The 15,508-nt window shown below is 61.3% G+C and carries 15 protein-coding genes; 14 read left to right on the top strand and 1 reads right to left on the bottom strand.

The features are described 5' to 3' along the window. A partial coding sequence (locus J4D52_RS16370; RefSeq protein ID WP_207272140.1) for a LysR family transcriptional regulator occupies window positions 1-861 on the bottom strand: 861 nt, incomplete at its 3' end. Between the two features lie 125 nt (window positions 862-986). Between J4D52_RS16370 and J4D52_RS16365 the strand changes: the two genes are divergently transcribed. The 14 genes from J4D52_RS16365 to J4D52_RS16300 all read left to right on the top strand — a co-directional run bounded on the left by J4D52_RS16365 (window position 987) and on the right by J4D52_RS16300 (window position 15,170). Beyond that, entirely contained in the window at window positions 987-2,114 is a 1,128-nt protein-coding gene (locus J4D52_RS16365; RefSeq protein WP_164485810.1) for a muconate cycloisomerase family protein, read from the top strand. Between the two features lie 31 nt (window positions 2,115-2,145). Further along, window positions 2,146-2,436: a muconolactone Delta-isomerase gene (gene catC, locus J4D52_RS16360; RefSeq protein WP_063432269.1), complete on the top strand. Its 291-nt coding sequence runs from the start codon at window positions 2,146-2,148 to the stop codon at window positions 2,434-2,436. Window positions 2,437-2,487: 51 nt separating this feature from the next. Next, window positions 2,488-3,417, top strand: a complete 930-nt coding sequence (gene catA / locus J4D52_RS16355) for a catechol 1,2-dioxygenase (protein ID WP_063432267.1) — start codon at window positions 2,488-2,490, stop codon at window positions 3,415-3,417. A gap of 150 nt (window positions 3,418-3,567) precedes the next feature. Further along, window positions 3,568-4,524 (top strand): AraC family transcriptional regulator, encoded by a 957-nt coding sequence (locus J4D52_RS16350; protein WP_025804896.1) that lies wholly within the window; start codon window positions 3,568-3,570, stop codon window positions 4,522-4,524. Between the two features lie 406 nt (window positions 4,525-4,930). Next, window positions 4,931-6,292: a benzoate 1,2-dioxygenase large subunit gene (gene benA, locus J4D52_RS16345; RefSeq protein WP_009049928.1), complete on the top strand. Its 1,362-nt coding sequence runs from the start codon at window positions 4,931-4,933 to the stop codon at window positions 6,290-6,292. Then, window positions 6,292-6,780 (top strand): benzoate 1,2-dioxygenase small subunit, encoded by a 489-nt coding sequence (gene benB / locus J4D52_RS16340; protein WP_053280068.1) that lies wholly within the window; start codon window positions 6,292-6,294, stop codon window positions 6,778-6,780. Before benA ends, benB begins: the two co-directional genes overlap by 1 nt. 10 nt (window positions 6,781-6,790) lie before the next feature. Further along, a complete protein-coding gene (gene benC / locus J4D52_RS16335) occupies window positions 6,791-7,804 on the top strand; it encodes a benzoate 1,2-dioxygenase electron transfer component BenC (protein ID WP_063432263.1) in 1,014 nt (337 codons plus the stop codon). Window positions 7,805-7,963: 159 nt separating this feature from the next. Next, window positions 7,964-8,737 (top strand): 1,6-dihydroxycyclohexa-2,4-diene-1-carboxylate dehydrogenase, encoded by a 774-nt coding sequence (locus tag J4D52_RS16330; protein WP_063432261.1) that lies wholly within the window; start codon window positions 7,964-7,966, stop codon window positions 8,735-8,737. A gap of 169 nt (window positions 8,738-8,906) precedes the next feature. Beyond that, entirely contained in the window at window positions 8,907-10,244 is a 1,338-nt protein-coding gene (locus J4D52_RS16325; RefSeq protein ID WP_063432259.1) for an aromatic acid/H+ symport family MFS transporter, read from the top strand. A gap of 486 nt (window positions 10,245-10,730) precedes the next feature. Further along, a complete protein-coding gene (locus tag J4D52_RS16320; protein WP_102677153.1) occupies window positions 10,731-11,723 on the top strand; it encodes a hypothetical protein in 993 nt (330 codons plus the stop codon). A 77-nt stretch (window positions 11,724-11,800) separates the two neighbouring features. Beyond that, the gene (locus tag J4D52_RS16315; protein ID WP_124300016.1) at window positions 11,801-12,418 is read left to right on the top strand and encodes a hypothetical protein; all 618 of its coding nucleotides are present in this window, start codon (window positions 11,801-11,803) and stop codon (window positions 12,416-12,418) included. Window positions 12,419-12,441: 23 nt separating this feature from the next. Further along, complete coding sequence (locus tag J4D52_RS16310) at window positions 12,442-13,419, top strand: hypothetical protein (RefSeq protein ID WP_025804888.1); 978 nt, start codon at window positions 12,442-12,444, stop codon at window positions 13,417-13,419. A 12-nt stretch (window positions 13,420-13,431) separates the two neighbouring features. Further along, complete coding sequence (locus J4D52_RS16305; RefSeq protein ID WP_063432252.1) at window positions 13,432-14,757, top strand: MFS transporter; 1,326 nt, start codon at window positions 13,432-13,434, stop codon at window positions 14,755-14,757. Between the two features lie 242 nt (window positions 14,758-14,999). Beyond that, window positions 15,000-15,170, top strand: coding sequence for a hypothetical protein (locus J4D52_RS16300; protein ID WP_155274252.1), 171 nt, complete (start codon window positions 15,000-15,002; stop codon window positions 15,168-15,170). Window positions 15,171-15,508 lie beyond the last annotated feature (338 nt).

The raw sequence follows: 15,508 nt of genomic DNA, 5'->3' as shown, positions 1-15,508 counted from the left end.
GATCATCCGCAGGCAGTGGCTGAGCCCCGCAGACACATCGCCGACCCGCCGGCTGATGATGATCGGCGAGGTGGCGTTGGCTTCCAGCAGCGGGCTGAAGCCGATGTCGTCGCGATGCAGCAACTGCACCGAAGCTGGCACCAGGGTGATGCCGATGCCGGCGCCCACCAGGCCGATGGCGGTCTGCAGCTCGTTGGTCCACTGCACGACGCGGATGTTCAGGCCGTGGGTGTTGAACAGCGCGATCACGTGGTCGGCGTAGCTCGGGCGTGGGTTGCCGGGGTAGAGCACGAAAGGTTCGTCGGCCAGCTGCGCCAGGCTCACCGGCTGGCCGATCAGCGGATGGCCGGCGGGCAGGGCGGCCACCAGGCGATCCTCGGTCTGCACCTTTTGCACGATGGCCGGATCGTCGATGCGGATCCGCCCGAAGCCGATATCGATGCGCCCGGCCTTGAGCGCTTCCACCTGTTGCAGGGTGGTCATTTCCGATAGCCCCAGCTCCAGGGCCAGGGTCTCGTGGCTGCGCAGGCGGCGGATCAGTTCCGGCAGCAGGCCGTACAGGGTCGAGGGAGCGAAGCCAATGCCGAGCCAGGTCTTTTCGCCGTGGCCGATGCGCCGGGTGTTGTCGCAGACCTTGGCCAGTTGCTCCAGCAGCACGCTGGAATGCTCATAGAAGAAGCGCCCGGCTTCGGTCAGGCGCAACGGCCGGCCGCGCTCCAGCAGCAACACCCCGAGTTCTTCCTCCAGTTGCTGGATCTGCCGGCTCAGGGGTGGCTGGGCGATGTGCAGGCGCTCGGCGGCCTTGGTGAAGTTAAGGGTCTGGCCCAGCACCTGGAAGTAACGCAGATGACGCAGTTCCATAAGGCCTCCGCAGGCAAAGGTTGGATACCTTCAAGGTATCGAGCCAGACCAATTCTATATTGGAACCCCGGAAAAAGCCGTATGAGAATCGGGTCCATAACTTCAAGAACCTGATGGGTATGGAAATGCTTTCGAGTGCCATTGAATCGATCGAAACGATCATCGTCGATCTGCCAACCATCCGCCCGCACAAGCTGGCGATGCACACCATGCAGAACCAGACCCTGGTGCTGATCCGCCTGCGCTGCGCCGACGGCATCGAAGGCCTGGGCGAAGCCACCACCATCGGCGGCCTGGCCTATGGCAATGAAAGCCCGGACAGCATCAAGACCAATATCGACCGTTTCTTCACGCCGCTGCTGCTCGGCCAGGACGGCGCCAATATCAATGCCGCCATGCAGCGCCTGGAGCGCAGCATCCGCGGCAACACCTTCGCCAAGTCCGGTATCGAAAGCGCCTTGCTCGACGCCCAGGGCAAACGCCTGGGGCTGCCGGTCAGCGAGCTGCTCGGCGGCCGGGTGCGCGACGCCTTGCCGGTGGCCTGGACCCTGGCCAGCGGCGACACCGCCAAGGACATCGCCGAAGCGGAAAAGATGCTCGACCTGCGCCGCCACCGCATCTTCAAGTTGAAGATCGGCGCCGGCGAGGTGGACCGCGACCTGGCCCATGTGATCGCGATCAAGAAGGCCCTGGGCGACCGCGCCAGCGTGCGGGTCGATGTCAACCAGGCCTGGGACGAAGCGGTGGCGGTGCGTGCCTGCCGGGTCCTGGGCGGCAACGGCATCGACCTGATTGAACAGCCGATCTCGCGCAACAACCGCGCCGGCATGGTGCGCCTCAACGCCATCAGCCCGGCGCCGATCATGGCCGACGAATCCATCGAATGCGTGGAAGACGCCTTCAACCTGGCCCGCGAAGGCGCGGCCTCGGTGTTCGCCCTGAAGATCGCCAAGAATGGCGGTCCACGTGCCGTGCTGCGTACCGCGGCGATTGCCGAGGCGGCGGGCATCGGTCTGTACGGCGGCACCATGCTCGAAGGTGGCATCGGCACCCTGGCGTCGGCCCATGCCTTCCTCACCCTCAATACCTTGAGCTGGGACACCGAACTGTTCGGCCCGCTGCTGCTGACCGAGGACATCCTCGCCGAGCCGCCGCTGTACCGCGATTTCCAATTGCACGTATCCCAAGCGCCAGGCCTCGGCCTGAGCCTGGACGAGGAGCGCCTGGCGTTCTTCCGCCGCGACAAAGCCTGAACTGCCATTCATCACGTCTGAGGAGAGCACCATGCTGTTCCACGTCAAAATGACCGTGAACCTGCCGGTCGACATGAACCCCGAGCGCGCCGCCCAGCTCAAGGCCGACGAAAAGGCCCTGGCCCAGCGCCTGCAGGAGCAGGGCAAGTGGCGGCACCTGTGGCGCATCGCCGGCCTGTATGCCAACTACAGCCTGTTCGACGTCGACAGCGTGCAGGAACTGCACGACCTGCTGATGCAGCTGCCGCTGTACCCGTACATGGCTATCGAAGTGAACGCGCTGTGCAGGCATCCTTCGTCCATTCGTGCGGATGACCGCTGAGCCCGCGCCGGCTCGCTCCACACTCTAATAAATACAAGATGAGGAATAACCATGAACGTCCGAATTTCCCACACTGCCAGCGCCCAGAAATTTCTCGAAGAAGTCAGTGGCCAGTTCAACGACCAGGGCAACCCGCGCACCAAGGCCCTGGTGTACCGCATCCTGCGTGACACGGTGAACATCATCGAGGACCTCGATGTGACCCCGGAAGAATTCTGGAAGGCGGTCAACTACCTCAACGTGCTCGGCGCGCGCCAGGAAGCCGGGCTGCTGGTGGCCGGCCTGGGCCTGGAGCACTACCTGGACCTGCTGATGGACGCCGCCGACGAGCAGGCCGGCAAGACCGGCGGCACCCCGCGCACCATCGAAGGCCCGCTGTACGTGGCCGGTGCGCCGCTGAGCCAGGGTGAGGCGCGCCTCGACGATGGCGTCGATCCGGGCGTGGTGCTGTTCATGCAGGGCCAGGTACGCAACACCGCCGGCGAACCGCTGGCCGGGGCCATTGTCGACGTCTGGCACGCCAACACCGGCGGTACCTATTCCTATTTCGACACCGCCCAGTCCGAGTTCAACCTGCGTCGCCGCATCGTCACCGATGCCGAAGGCCGCTATCGTTTCCGCAGTATCGTGCCTTCGGGCTACGGCTGCCCGCCGGACGGTCCGACCCAGCAGCTGCTCGACCAACTGGGCCGCCACGGCCAGCGTCCGGCGCATATCCACTTCTTCATCTCGGCCGATGATCACCGTCACCTGACCACCCAGATCAACCTCGATGGCGATCAGTACCTGCACGACGATTTCGCCTACGCCACCCGCGACGAGCTGATTGCCAAGATCACCTTCAGCGAGGATCAGCAGCGTGCGGCGCAGCATGGGGTCAGCGGGCGTTTTGCCGAGATCGACTTCGACTTCACCCTGCAGTCGTCCGCCCAGCCCGAGGAGCAACATCGCCTGGAGCGGGTACGAGCGCTGGAGGACTGACATCGCGGCAGATCCCGATCCGGGGCCACGGGATAACGTGAAGGTTATCCCGTGGTTTTTGCCATTGTGAGCCGTGGTCGATGTTTTGCGTGATGTGCCAGCGGTGGCGAACGATCACCGCCCGATAATAACAATGAGAGTGACCCGCTTATGGAAACGCATCTGTTGAGTGAGCGCAGCAGGGTATTTGCCCAGGCCGATCCCTATGCTGTGTCCGGCTATGTCAACCAGCATGTGGGCAGCCACTGCATCCGTTTGCCCAAGGCCGGCAGTCCCCAGGCCAGCCTCAATCATCGGCAGTTCGCCAGCCTCGACCTGTGCTCGCTCAGCTACGGCGGCAGCGTGCGCGTCACCTCGCCGGCGCTGGAAACCATCTACCACCTGCAAGTGCTGCTGCGCGGCCACTGCCTGTGGCGCGGCCATCGCCAGGAACATTACTTCGCCCCGGGCGAGCTGCTGCTGATCAACCCCGACGATCCGGTGGACCTGACCTATTCCGACGACTGCGAGAAATTCATCATCAAGGTGCCCACCCGCCTGCTGGAGTCGGTGTGCCAGGAGCAGCGCTGGCTGTATCCGGGGCAGGGCGTGCGTTTTGTGGGCAACCGTTACCAGCTGGATGAACTGGAAGGCTTTATCAACCTGTTGGGCGTGGTCTGCCGCGAAGCCGAAGCCGCCGAATGCATCCCGCGGGTGCAGGAGCATTACGCGCAGATCGTCGCGAGCAAGATGCTCAGCCTGATGAAGACCAACATCCGGCGCGCGGGCCTGGGTTCGTCGTCGGCGACCTTCGAGACGATTGCCGATTACATCGAGCGCAACCTCAAGCAGGACATCGGCTGCGAGGAACTGGCGCAGCAGGCGCAGATGAGCCTGCGCTCGCTCTATGCGCTGTTCGAGCGCAACGCCCGCAGCACGCCCATGCGCTACATTCGCCAGAAGAAACTCGAGCGGATCCACGCCTGCCTGCGCGACCCCAGCTGTACCGTGCGCAACATCACCGAACTGGCCATGGATTTCGGCTTCCTGCACCTGGGACGCTTCTCGGAAAGCTACCGCAAGCAATTCGGCGAACTGCCGTCCGATACTCTCAGGCGCCGGCCTTGATCCGGCTTTCGCTTCTGTAGGAGCAGCCGGTCGACGCTCGATTGCTCGCGATGGCGTCGGATCTGACCCACCGCGTCGTCTGCCATCGCCGGCAATCGAGCGTCGACCGGCCGCTCCTACAGAAACCGTGTCCGCCACGTCATCCCCGATTCCTCGTAGCCGCTGCCGCAATGGAACCACTGTCGTTATCCAGACCAAACGCGATTTCAGGTCTTGCGGCCGCTGCGTCGGAATGCCGCCCAACCCGATCGCAGCCTCGCGGGCTCAGCAGCGGCTACCCCCTGTAGGACTTGCCCTACAAAACTCTGCAGAAAACGGATAGTGGTCTGCACGCAACGGATATTGCCCCCGCACACCCCGCCCTAGCATGAGCCTTGCCTGAATAAAAACAACGGAGGCGGCGGCCATGACCCTGCGACCCGAATACCTTCACTCCCTGCTTGAAGAAGACCGTGACCGGGGCGTCTACCGCTGCAAGCGGGAGATGTTCACCGACCCCCGGCTGTTCGACCTGGAAATGCAGCACATCTTCGAGGGTAACTGGCTGTACCTCGCCCACGAGAGCCAGATCCCCAACAACAACGACTACTACACCACCACCATGGGCCGGCAGTCGGTCTTCATCGCGCGCAACAAGGACGGCGAACTCAACGCCTTCCTCAATGCCTGCAGCCACCGCGGCGCCATGCTCTGCCGGCACAAGACCGGCAACAAGTCCTCCTACACCTGCCCGTTCCACGGCTGGACCTTCAACAACTCCGGCAAGCTGCTCAAGGTCAAGGACCCGGCCGCCGCGGGCTACCCGTCGAGCTTCAATTGCGAAGGCTCCCATGACCTGACCAGGGTCGCGCGCTTCGAGTCCTATCGCGGCTTCCTGTTCGGCAGCCTCAACCCTGACGTGCTGCCCCTGGTGGAGCACCTGGGCGAGTCGGCGAAGATCATCGACATGATCGTCGACCAGTCCGCCGATGGCCTGGAAGTGCTGCGCGGTTCCTCGAGCTACATCTACGAAGGCAACTGGAAACTCACCGCGGAAAACGGCGCCGACGGCTACCACGTCAGCTCGGTGCACTGGAACTACGCCGCCACCCAGAGCCAGCGCAAGCAGCGCGAAGCCGGCGAAGAAATCAAGACCATGAGCGCCGGCAGCTGGGCCAAGCAGGGCGGCGGTTTCTACTCCTTCGACAAGGGTCACATGCTGCTCTGGACCCGCTGGTCCAACCCCGAGGACCGCCCCCTGTACGAGCGTCGCGACGAGCTGGCCCGGGACTTCGGCCAGGCCCGCGCCGACTGGATGATCGAGAACTCGCGCAACCTGTGCCTGTACCCCAACGTCTACCTGATGGACCAGTTCAGCTCGCAGATCCGCATCGCCCGGCCGATCTCGGTGGACCGCACCGAGATCACCATCTACTGCATCGCGCCCAAGGGCGAAAGCGACGAAGCCCGGGCCATGCGCATCCGTCAGTACGAGGACTTCTTCAACGTCAGCGGCATGGCCACCCCGGACGACCTGGAGGAATTCCGTTCCTGCCAGATGGGCTACCAGGGCAGCAACAGTGCCTGGAACGACATGTCCCGCGGTGCCGAACACTGGGTCGAGGGCGCGGATGACGCGGCCCGGGAAATCGACCTGCAACCGATCCTCAGCGGCGTGCGCACCGAAGACGAAGGCCTGTTCGTGATGCAGCACAAGTACTGGCAGCAAACCATGCTCGAGGCGCTTGCCGCCCAAGCCGCGCGAACCATTGCCGTGGAGGCTGTGTGATGAGCATTTCCCATGACACCGTGCGCGACTTTCTCTACCGCGAAGCGCGCTACCTGGACGACAAGGACTGGGACAGCTGGCTGGAACTCTACGCCGCCGACGCGACCTTCTGGATGCCGTCCTGGGACGACAACGACGAGCTCACCGAAGACCCGCAGCGGGAAATCTCGCTGATCTGGTACGGCAGCCGCTGCGGCCTGGAAGACCGGGTGTTCCGGATCAAGACCGAGCGCTCCAGCGCGAGCATTCCCGACACCCGTACCTCGCACAACCTGAGCAACATCGAGGTGCTGGAACAGGCCGACGGCCTGTGCAAGGTGCGTTTCAACTGGCACACCCTGAGCTTTCGCTACAAGACCGTCGACAGCTACTTCGGCACCAGCTTCTACACCCTCGATGTGCGTGGCGAGAACCCGCTGATCCTGGCCAAGAAAGTCATCCTGAAGAACGATTACGTTCGTCAGGTCGTCGATGTCTACCACCTCTGAGGCGACTGCCATGACTCATCAAATCGCACTCAATTTCGAAGACGGGGTGACCCGCTTCGTCGCCGCCAACGCCGGCGAAACCCTGGCCGATGCCGCCTACCGCCAGGGCATCAACATCCCTCTGGATTGCCGCGACGGCGCCTGCGGCACCTGCAAGTGTTTCGCCGAAGCCGGGCGTTACGACCTGGGCGAGGAATACATCGACGACGCGCTGACCGCGGATGAAGCCGAGCAGGGCTTCGTGCTGACCTGCCAGATGCGCGCCTTGAGCGACTGCGTGGTGCGGGTGCCGGTTTCGTCGCAAGTCTGCCGAGCCGCCCAGGCCACCTTCGATGCCACCATCAGCGCGGTGCGCCAGCTGTCCGACAGCACCATCGCCCTGTCGATCAAGGGCGAGGCCCTGGGCAAGCTGGCGTTTCTGCCGGGGCAGTACGTCAACCTCGGCGTGCCCGGCAGCGAACAGACCCGCGCCTATTCCTTCAGCTCGCTGCAGCGCGACGGCGAGGTCAGCTTCCTGATCCGCAACGTGCCGGGCGGCTTGATGAGCAGCTTCCTCACCGGCCTGGCGAAAGCCGGCGATCACATGAGCCTGGCCGGCCCATTGGGCAGTTTCTATCTGCGGGATATTCGCCGGCCGCTGTTGCTGCTGGCTGGCGGCACCGGGCTGGCGCCGTTCACCGCGATGCTGGAGAAAATCGCCGAGCAGGGCAGCGAGCATCCGCTGCACCTGATCTACGGGGTGACCAACGACTTCGACCTGGTGGAAATGGATCGCCTGGAAGCCTTCGCCGCGCGCATCCCCAATTTCAGCTTCAGCGCCTGCGTGGCCAACCCCGAGAGCCGCCATCCGCTCAAGGGCTACGTGACCCAGCATATCGAACCCAAGCACCTGAACGATGGCGATGTGGACGTGTACCTGTGCGGCCCGCCGCCGATGGTCGAAGCGGTGAGCCAGTTCATCCGCGACCAGGGCATCGCCCCGGCCAATTTCTACTACGAAAAATTCGCCGCCAGCGCGGCGTGACCCGGTCGCGGTTTCTGCGGCCACTGTAGGAGCGAGGCTTGCCCGCGATCGGAGCGCTGCGGTGTGCCAGGACGGACGCCATCGCGAGCAATCGAGCGTCGACCGGCTGCTCCTACAGGGGATAGCAGCGCATCGGGCCTATTGGCATGAGGTTTTGAAATGAGCAGATTCGAGAAGAAAGTCGCCCTGGTCACCGGCGCAGCCCAAGGCATTGGCCGGCGGGTCGCCGAGCGCCTGGCCGAGGAGGGCGCGCGGCTGGTGCTGGTGGACCGCTCCGAGCTGGTGTTCGAGTTGCAGGCCGAGCTGGCCCCCAGGTTCGAGGTGCTGGCGCTGACCGCCGACCTTGAACAGTACGCCGAATGCAGCCGGGTGATGGCCGCCGCCGTCGAGCGTTTCGGGCGCATCGATGTGCTGGTCAACAACGTCGGCGGCACCATCTGGGCCAAGCCGTTCGAGCACTATGAAGTGCAGCAGATCGAAGCCGAAGTGCGCCGCTCGCTGTTCCCTACCCTGTGGTGCTGCCACGCCGCGCTGCCCTACATGCTGGAGCAGGGCAGCGGCGCCATTGTCAACGTGTCGTCCATCGCCACCCGCAGCATCAACCGCGTGCCCTATGGCGCGGCCAAGGGCGGGGTGAATGCCCTGACCGCCTGCCTGGCGTTCGAGACCGCCGGACGCGGGGTGCGGGTCAATGCCACCGCCCCTGGCGGCACCGAAGCGCCGCCACGGCGCATTCCGCGCAACAGCGCCGAGCAGAGCGCCGAGGAAAAGGTCTGGTACCAGCAGATCGTCGACCAGACCGTCGACAGCACCCTGATGAAACGCTACGGCACCGTCGACGAGCAGGCCGCGGCGATCCTGTTCCTGGCCTCCGACGAGGCGTCCTACATCACCGGCATGGTCATGCCGGTAGGCGGTGGCGACCAGGGCTGAAGTATCAGGCGTCATCGAAAACCGCACCCAACTGTAGGAGCGAGGCTTGCCCGCGATGGCGTCCGGCCTGACACACCGCAGCGCTCCAATCGCGGGCAAGCCTTGCTCCTACAGAACTGCGCAAACGCACATCCGGTTTCTCCTAAAACAACAACAAGAGTCAGATGCCATGCGAAACATAGACAGCAATCAATTGATCGACGGGGCACGCTTCAATGCCTTTCACTGGCGCGTGCTGTTCTGGTGCGCGCTGATCATCATCTTCGACGGCTACGACCTGGTGATCTACGGCGTGGTGCTGCCGGTGCTGATGCAGGAGTGGGGCCTGAGCCCGCTGCAGGCCGGGGCGCTGGGCAGTTACGCACTGTTCGGCATGATGTTCGGCGCGCTGTTTTTCGGTTCGCTGTCGGAGCGTATCGGCTGCAAGAAAGTCATCGCCATCTGCGTGGTGCTGTTCAGCGGTTTTACCCTGCTCAACGGGTTCACCACCACGCCCACCCAGTTCGGCATCTGCCGCTTTATCGCCGGCCTCGGCATCGGCGGGGTGATGCCCAACGTGGTGGCGCTGATGAACGAGTACGCACCGAAGAAAATCCGCAGCACCCTGGTGGCGATCATGCTCAGCGGCTACTCGGTGGGCGGCACCCTGTCCGCCGGCCTGGGCATCGTGTTGCTGCCGAGTTTCGGCTGGCAGGCGGTGTTCTATGTGGCGGCGATCCCGTTGTTGCTGCTGCCGCTGATTCTCAAGTTCCTGCCCGAATCCCTGGGCTTCCTGCTGCGCCAGGGCCGGGAAGACGAGGCGCGCCAGGTGCTGCAATGGGTCGAGCCGGGCTTCGTCGCGCAACCCGGCGATCAGTTCGTCAAGGCCAATCTCAAGAGCGCCGGCGCGCCGGTGGTGCAGCTGTTCCGCGAAGGCCGGGCGCTGAGCACCTTGATGCTCTGGGTCGTGTTCTTCTGCTGCCTGCTGATGGTCTACGCGCTCAACTCCTGGCTGCCCAAGCTGATGGCCAGCGCCGGTTACAGCCTGGGCTCGAGCCTGATGTTCCTGCTGGTGCTGAACCTCGGCGCGATCTTCGGCGCCGTGGGCGGCGGCTGGATCGGCGATCGCCTGCAGCTGCAAAAGGTCCTGGTGGCGTTTTTTATCGTGGCGGCGGTGTCCATCAGCCTGCTCGGCTTCAAGAGCCCGCACGGGCTGCTGTACGCACTGATCGCGATTGCCGGGGCGACCACCATCGGCACGCAGATCCTGGCCTTCGCCTGCGTCGCCCAGTTCTATCCGGTGACGATCCGTTCCACCGGCATTGGCTGGGCCTCGGGTATCGGCCGCAGCGGGGCCATAGTCGGGCCGCTGCTGGGTGGTGCTTTGGTGAGCATCGAGCTGCCGCTGCACTATAACTTCATGGCCTTCGCCATTCCGGGGGCAGTGGCGGCGCTGGCGATGTGTTTCGTCTACCAGCGGCCGGCCAAGGCGCTGCCGGTCAACCAGGCCAGCGCGCCATCGGTGTAGATAGTGCAGAACTCTCGACGGTTAGGGCACCAGATGGCGACTGGTGCTTCGACAGTTTTATCGTATTCATGACTCACGGATGGAATCTTCATCGTTTGCGGCTGGCCACTCCTGTAAGTCTTACATTGTTTCTTGATTCTATTGCTCCAGGAATTATCGATAATGGATTGATCGTTGTATTTTATATAACTCAAAGATCGGTGCTTATAAGTTTAATGAGTGTTGACTTCTGCTGCCTGGCTGTTTAGGTTTGTTTTGCCGGCAATAAATCGACTTGGAATCTCGATATGTAATTTATCGGGTTTCTCCTGTATCGCTGAATAAGGAATTTCAACATGAAAGAGGTGAAGTTGGCTCTGTTGCAAGGTGCAACCTGTAATTTGATGGGGGTGAAGCTGCCTTCCAAGCCAAAGCCGGTGAAAGTGGCTAAATAGAGGGTTGCTGGCCTGAAGGGCTTTGCTCTTCAGGCCTTTCAGGGAGGAGGTTATGTACTATGTAAGTCCGGCTGCGTTGGTGTTTGGCAACGAAAAGAACGAATGTTGGGTTGAATACTCTTCTGGCAGTAGCGGGATCAGGATTTCCAAACAATTGGGTAAGATTCTCGCCGAGAATAGTGGTCGTGCGATTAATGAAGGTCAACTCAAGGAAGTTGTTGCTCTTGATCAAGCGCTCACGGCTCAAGATGCCGATGCGCTGTTTAACTTTGTATTTACGCAAGAGCCAGGCGAGTCCAAGTCAGGTTATCACTTGGCGACACAGAATCACCCTTTCCTAGATATGTCCCCAGGCCTCTCGGCGTTGGAGGCTGATGCCCGAATCATGGCGGCTTACGTCAGGGAGCATGATTACCCAGCCGTCGAATTGAGTGTCGAGTCACTCAAGGATGTGGCTGTTGTCGATGCCATAAATCTGGGCATCGATGAGTTGCGAAACTCCGTTTTCTATCAGTTCAGCCTGATCCTGTCGGGGACTTTCGGTGCACGCCTGCACCAACCTGGTTATTACGATGGTGAACACGACTATCACCAGGTCGAGCTACTCAGGAAGTCCATACCTTCCGGTGGCGCCAGGCACCCCACAGAATGTTTTGTCGAGATTCATCGTTCGCCGACGCTGGAGACGGGTATCTACTATTTCTCACCGACGAAAAGCGTGCTGCAACTGCTCGGTGGAGCATTGCCTGTTTCAAGTGATGCCGAGCGTATAGCGACTTCGGAGGCCGATTGGGTAGTGAGGCTAGTGCTCTGTTCTGCGGTGAGACGATCAATGTTCCGCTACAGGGACCCCCGCAGTTTTCGCGCCTTGTTGGTCGATACCGGTCATGCGGACGCTCAAGTGGCGGCATTGGCAAGCTATTGCAATTGGCACTACACATCGCGGTTTGTGGTGGACTTCGAGTACGCGAAGAACTTTACGGATGAGTCATCGGACGACGGCCTTCCTGCGTTTTCAATCGGATTGCTGGAGGGGTGGAATTAATGGTGTATGCGAGTCGATACGGTAGTGATCTTTCGGTTCCCGAAACTTGGGAGAAACATAATTGGGAGCGTCCCTACGTGTTCCTGAAAAAGCTGGAGATCGATTACTCACAGGGCCGCCACGATTTTCAAAGCCATCGCTACCTGCTGGATAAGTTGGTGTCCGGATACAACCTAAAACACGCGATTTCAAGGCGTAGCTTTACCTCCGTTGCCGAGCACGAGTTGCCAGCCTCGGTGCTGGATGCGTTGCTCAGATGCCTATACCAGGCATTGGCTCAGGAAACTCATTTGTTTGCGGGAGTCGTCACCCACGGTGTGCAAGGTTGGGCTGATGCGGCGTGGTTGCTGGATCACACGCCGAGGGCGCTCAAGCGCTCGGACCGTGCCAGCGACACAGAGGTGGTAGCGAAGATCATTCAGGGGCAGGAGTGGGCCAGAGGCAAAGGCATCACTGTGCTCCTGGGAATCAATTGGCAGTTTGCCATCGATGCCTTTGTCGAACCTGATATCGCTTATGCCAGAGCATTGCTGGATGTCGGTCGGGTGGGGCACGCCTTGTTGCTGGAGGGGCAGCATCATGGCCTGGCGTCGAGAATGACCCCGGCGGTGCATGAGGAAACGGCTTCGCAGATGCTGCGCTTGAGTGAAGAGCGGGATGTTCTGTATGCCATTCGGCTGGTGTTCCCGGGCTGATTCCCGTCGCAAGGAGTTTCGTCATGAGCAGGCTTTCGCTGCTAAAGGATGCGTACGAGCGAGAGGGTTACGTTGTTGTTCGCGGGTTGTTGGATCGCACGATGCTGGAACTGCTGGCCTCGAAAGTGACGCAGCAACTGAATCGCGATGGAGTGGCCGATGGGTTCACCAGCACTGGGCAGCCACGTTTCAGGGAGCCCTTGCTGCCGGACCCCGAGTTTTTGAAGTTTGCCGAAGCCGTGAGTTCCGAGTTGACCGAAGGGCTCTTTCAGGATCCTCGGGTGATGGACGTGATGAAGGCGCTCCTGAATACCGAGGAGGTGTTTGTCCACCCGAACAAATGGATACGAGGCCTCGCCCCGCTGGACTCTTCCTTGCATTGTTCGCCTGGTGTTCATCAAGACTTTCCGGAACTGCAGGGGAGCAGTCGGCAGATTACCCTGTGGGCCCCCTTTTTTTACGTGGACGAAGGCTCGGGCTCGTTGCCTGTCTACAACAAAAAACTGGGCGAAACGCTGTTACCACTTGAGCTGGCGCTCAATCCGTCAGGGTGGCAAGTGTGCTCCGAAGTGCTGGGCGACAAGAATGTCTTCGAACTGAGTCCAGGTGATGCACTGCTGTTCAATACATTTACACCTCATGGTGGCGCGACCAATACCGGCGAGGGCTGGCGTTGCAGCATAGAAGCGCGGTTTCAGCCGCTTTCAGATCCGCTGGCGATCAGTAACTTTGCGAAGCCGCTATTGACCCAAGATTGGCAGACGTTCTACCAGGGCTGGGATACCTGGGGGTTTTACTGGAAAGACCGGCACCCGCCGATCATCGAGTTCGACCCTTCCTGGGAGCGATGGAGGGACCTCACGGCTATCGGCGAAGCCATCAAAGGTAACGAGAACGCTGTAGCGGCCCTCGAAATCGCCGCACAGTTCGGGGTGTCCGAGCCCATCAGGTCTTGTGCTCAGCGGCTACTCGAGTCTTTCGAAGGTGTTTACGACCAATAAGGTGCCTTGGGTGTGAAGAACCGGTTTGCAGATTTTTTCATCAGCAGAAACTTTTCACTCTTATGGCTGGGGCAGGCGCTCTCATCCTTTGGTGAGTTTGTTCTGGAGAGCACTGTCATCGTCTGGCTGGTGACCGATCTGTTTCGCGACAATGCCTTTTTACCAAGCGCCGTCGGCCTGGCAGTCGCGGCGTCGGCCATTCCGCGCGTGCTAGTGGCTCCACTGGCCGGAACCTGGGTCGATCGCATGACCCCGCTGTATGTGATGATCACGGCGGATGCTATCAGGGTGGTCAACTTCCTGATTTTTGTCGTGATCTATTCGCTGTCTGGGTTCGATCAGATGCAGGTCCTAGCGGGTGTCCTGCTCTTGTTGCTGGTGAACAGTGTCGCTGCACAGTTCTTCAACCCGGCTCGTCAGGCCATCATGCAGGTGGTCATCCCCTCTGATCGTCGAGTGGAGGCGTCCGCCAAAGCGATGTTTTCCCTCACAGGCATTTCAGTGCTTTCAGCATCCTTGGGTCCGGCGTTGTTTGTGTGGGTCGGGCCTGTCTGGGCATTGCTGATCAATGTGCTGGCCTTTACCTGCTCGGCGCTGTGCATTGCTTCCACCTGTGGCCTGCGCACCACCTTGCGGGCGGAGCAGGAGCGGCCTCCATTCTGGAGGGGGCTCTTGGCAGGCCTGCGGTTTTCCTGGGGGCACGCGTCGATTCGAACCCTTTTGACCGGCGTTGCGCTGTATGGTTTTTCCCTTGGGATCAATAACGTCGCGCTGTCCTTGTACGCTTTCAAGACTCTGGGGTTGAGTCCTTATGAATACGGTCTGATCCTCGCCGCGTTCCCCGTCGGCGGGCTGATTGCGGCGTTGCTGATCCGGCCGCTATTGAGGTCATTGAGTATTCGCCAGGCTTTTACCGTTGCGCTCCTGTGCATGGGGCTGAGCTACCTGGGGTACTCGCTTCATCCGCCGTTTTATCTGGCATGGACGCTCATGTTTTGCTGCGGATTGTTCTTTTCGGTGTTTGCCATTGTTCAGGGGCCAATGCTGCAGGAGGCCGTGCCGGCAGGCTATATGGGCCGGGTCTCCGCTACCGTCACGCCAGTGCTGGCCGTTGCGTCTCTGACCGGGACGCTGGTGTGTTCCCAGACACTCAATATTGCGCAGGGCCTGATGGGGCATCTTGATGTGCATCTGGACGTGTATGGCGGTTACATCTTCATCGCCGCTGGTTTGCTACTGTCGGGTGGGGGATTGATGCTGATCGGCCAACGGGCCGGCACACGCCAGGTTACGGCGGTGGTCGCGACAGGAGAGGCGCCAGTTCAGGCGCGTCATTGAAACCCGTACGGCATCAGTCATGTATCAAAACCCTTGCACAGGCAAATCACCTCCTGCGTAGCCTATATCTGCGGGTCTGCCGTTCGGAGCTGTTGGAATAGACACGTAAGTTTCTGAAAACCTGCGCATTTATCGATACAACCCTTACCCATTCTTTACCTTCATGCGCTGCTCAATGTCGCGCAAACGCTGTCTGAAACGGCGAGAAACTTGTGGTTCTCGTCCTGAAAGAGAGTGAAGTGATGATGTTGAGTCGAGTTGCAAAAGTGGCGGTAGTGATCGCCTTGTTGTCGTCCCTGTCGGGCTGCTGGATGTTCTTCCCGCCGGGTGGTGGCGGTGGTGGTCATGGCGGTGGCGGTGGTGGCCAGCATGGCGGTTTTGGCGGAGGTCCCGGCGGTGGCGGCCCACGCTGACCGCGACTGAGCCGATTCTGTAGGAGCCAGGCTTGCCGGCGATCGGGGCGCCGCGGTGTGTCAGGCCGGACGCCATCGCGGGCAAGTCGGATCGCCGCCCGCTCGCTCCTACAGGACGGATGCGATCCTGTAGGAGCCAGGCTTGCCGGCGATCGGGGCGCCGCGGTGTGTCAGGTTGGACGCCATCGCAGGCAAGTCGGATCGCCGCCCGCTCGCTCCTACAGTGACCCTGGTGGTTGCAGATACCCTGCAGACACCGCGGCGCCGACGAGCAAGCGGCTGGTCGGATGCGCTGTTGCAGACCCCTTCTTGAGCCTGGGGCACAAACCCCAGCACCT

Source organism: Pseudomonas sp. GW460-12-10-14-TSB1 (genome assembly GCF_017349775.1).
GTDB classification, from domain to species: Bacteria; Pseudomonadota; Gammaproteobacteria; order Pseudomonadales; family Pseudomonadaceae; genus Aquipseudomonas; species Aquipseudomonas piscium.
Note: the sequence above shows the minus strand (reverse complement) of the source record. Positions and strands in the feature narration are given on the sequence as shown.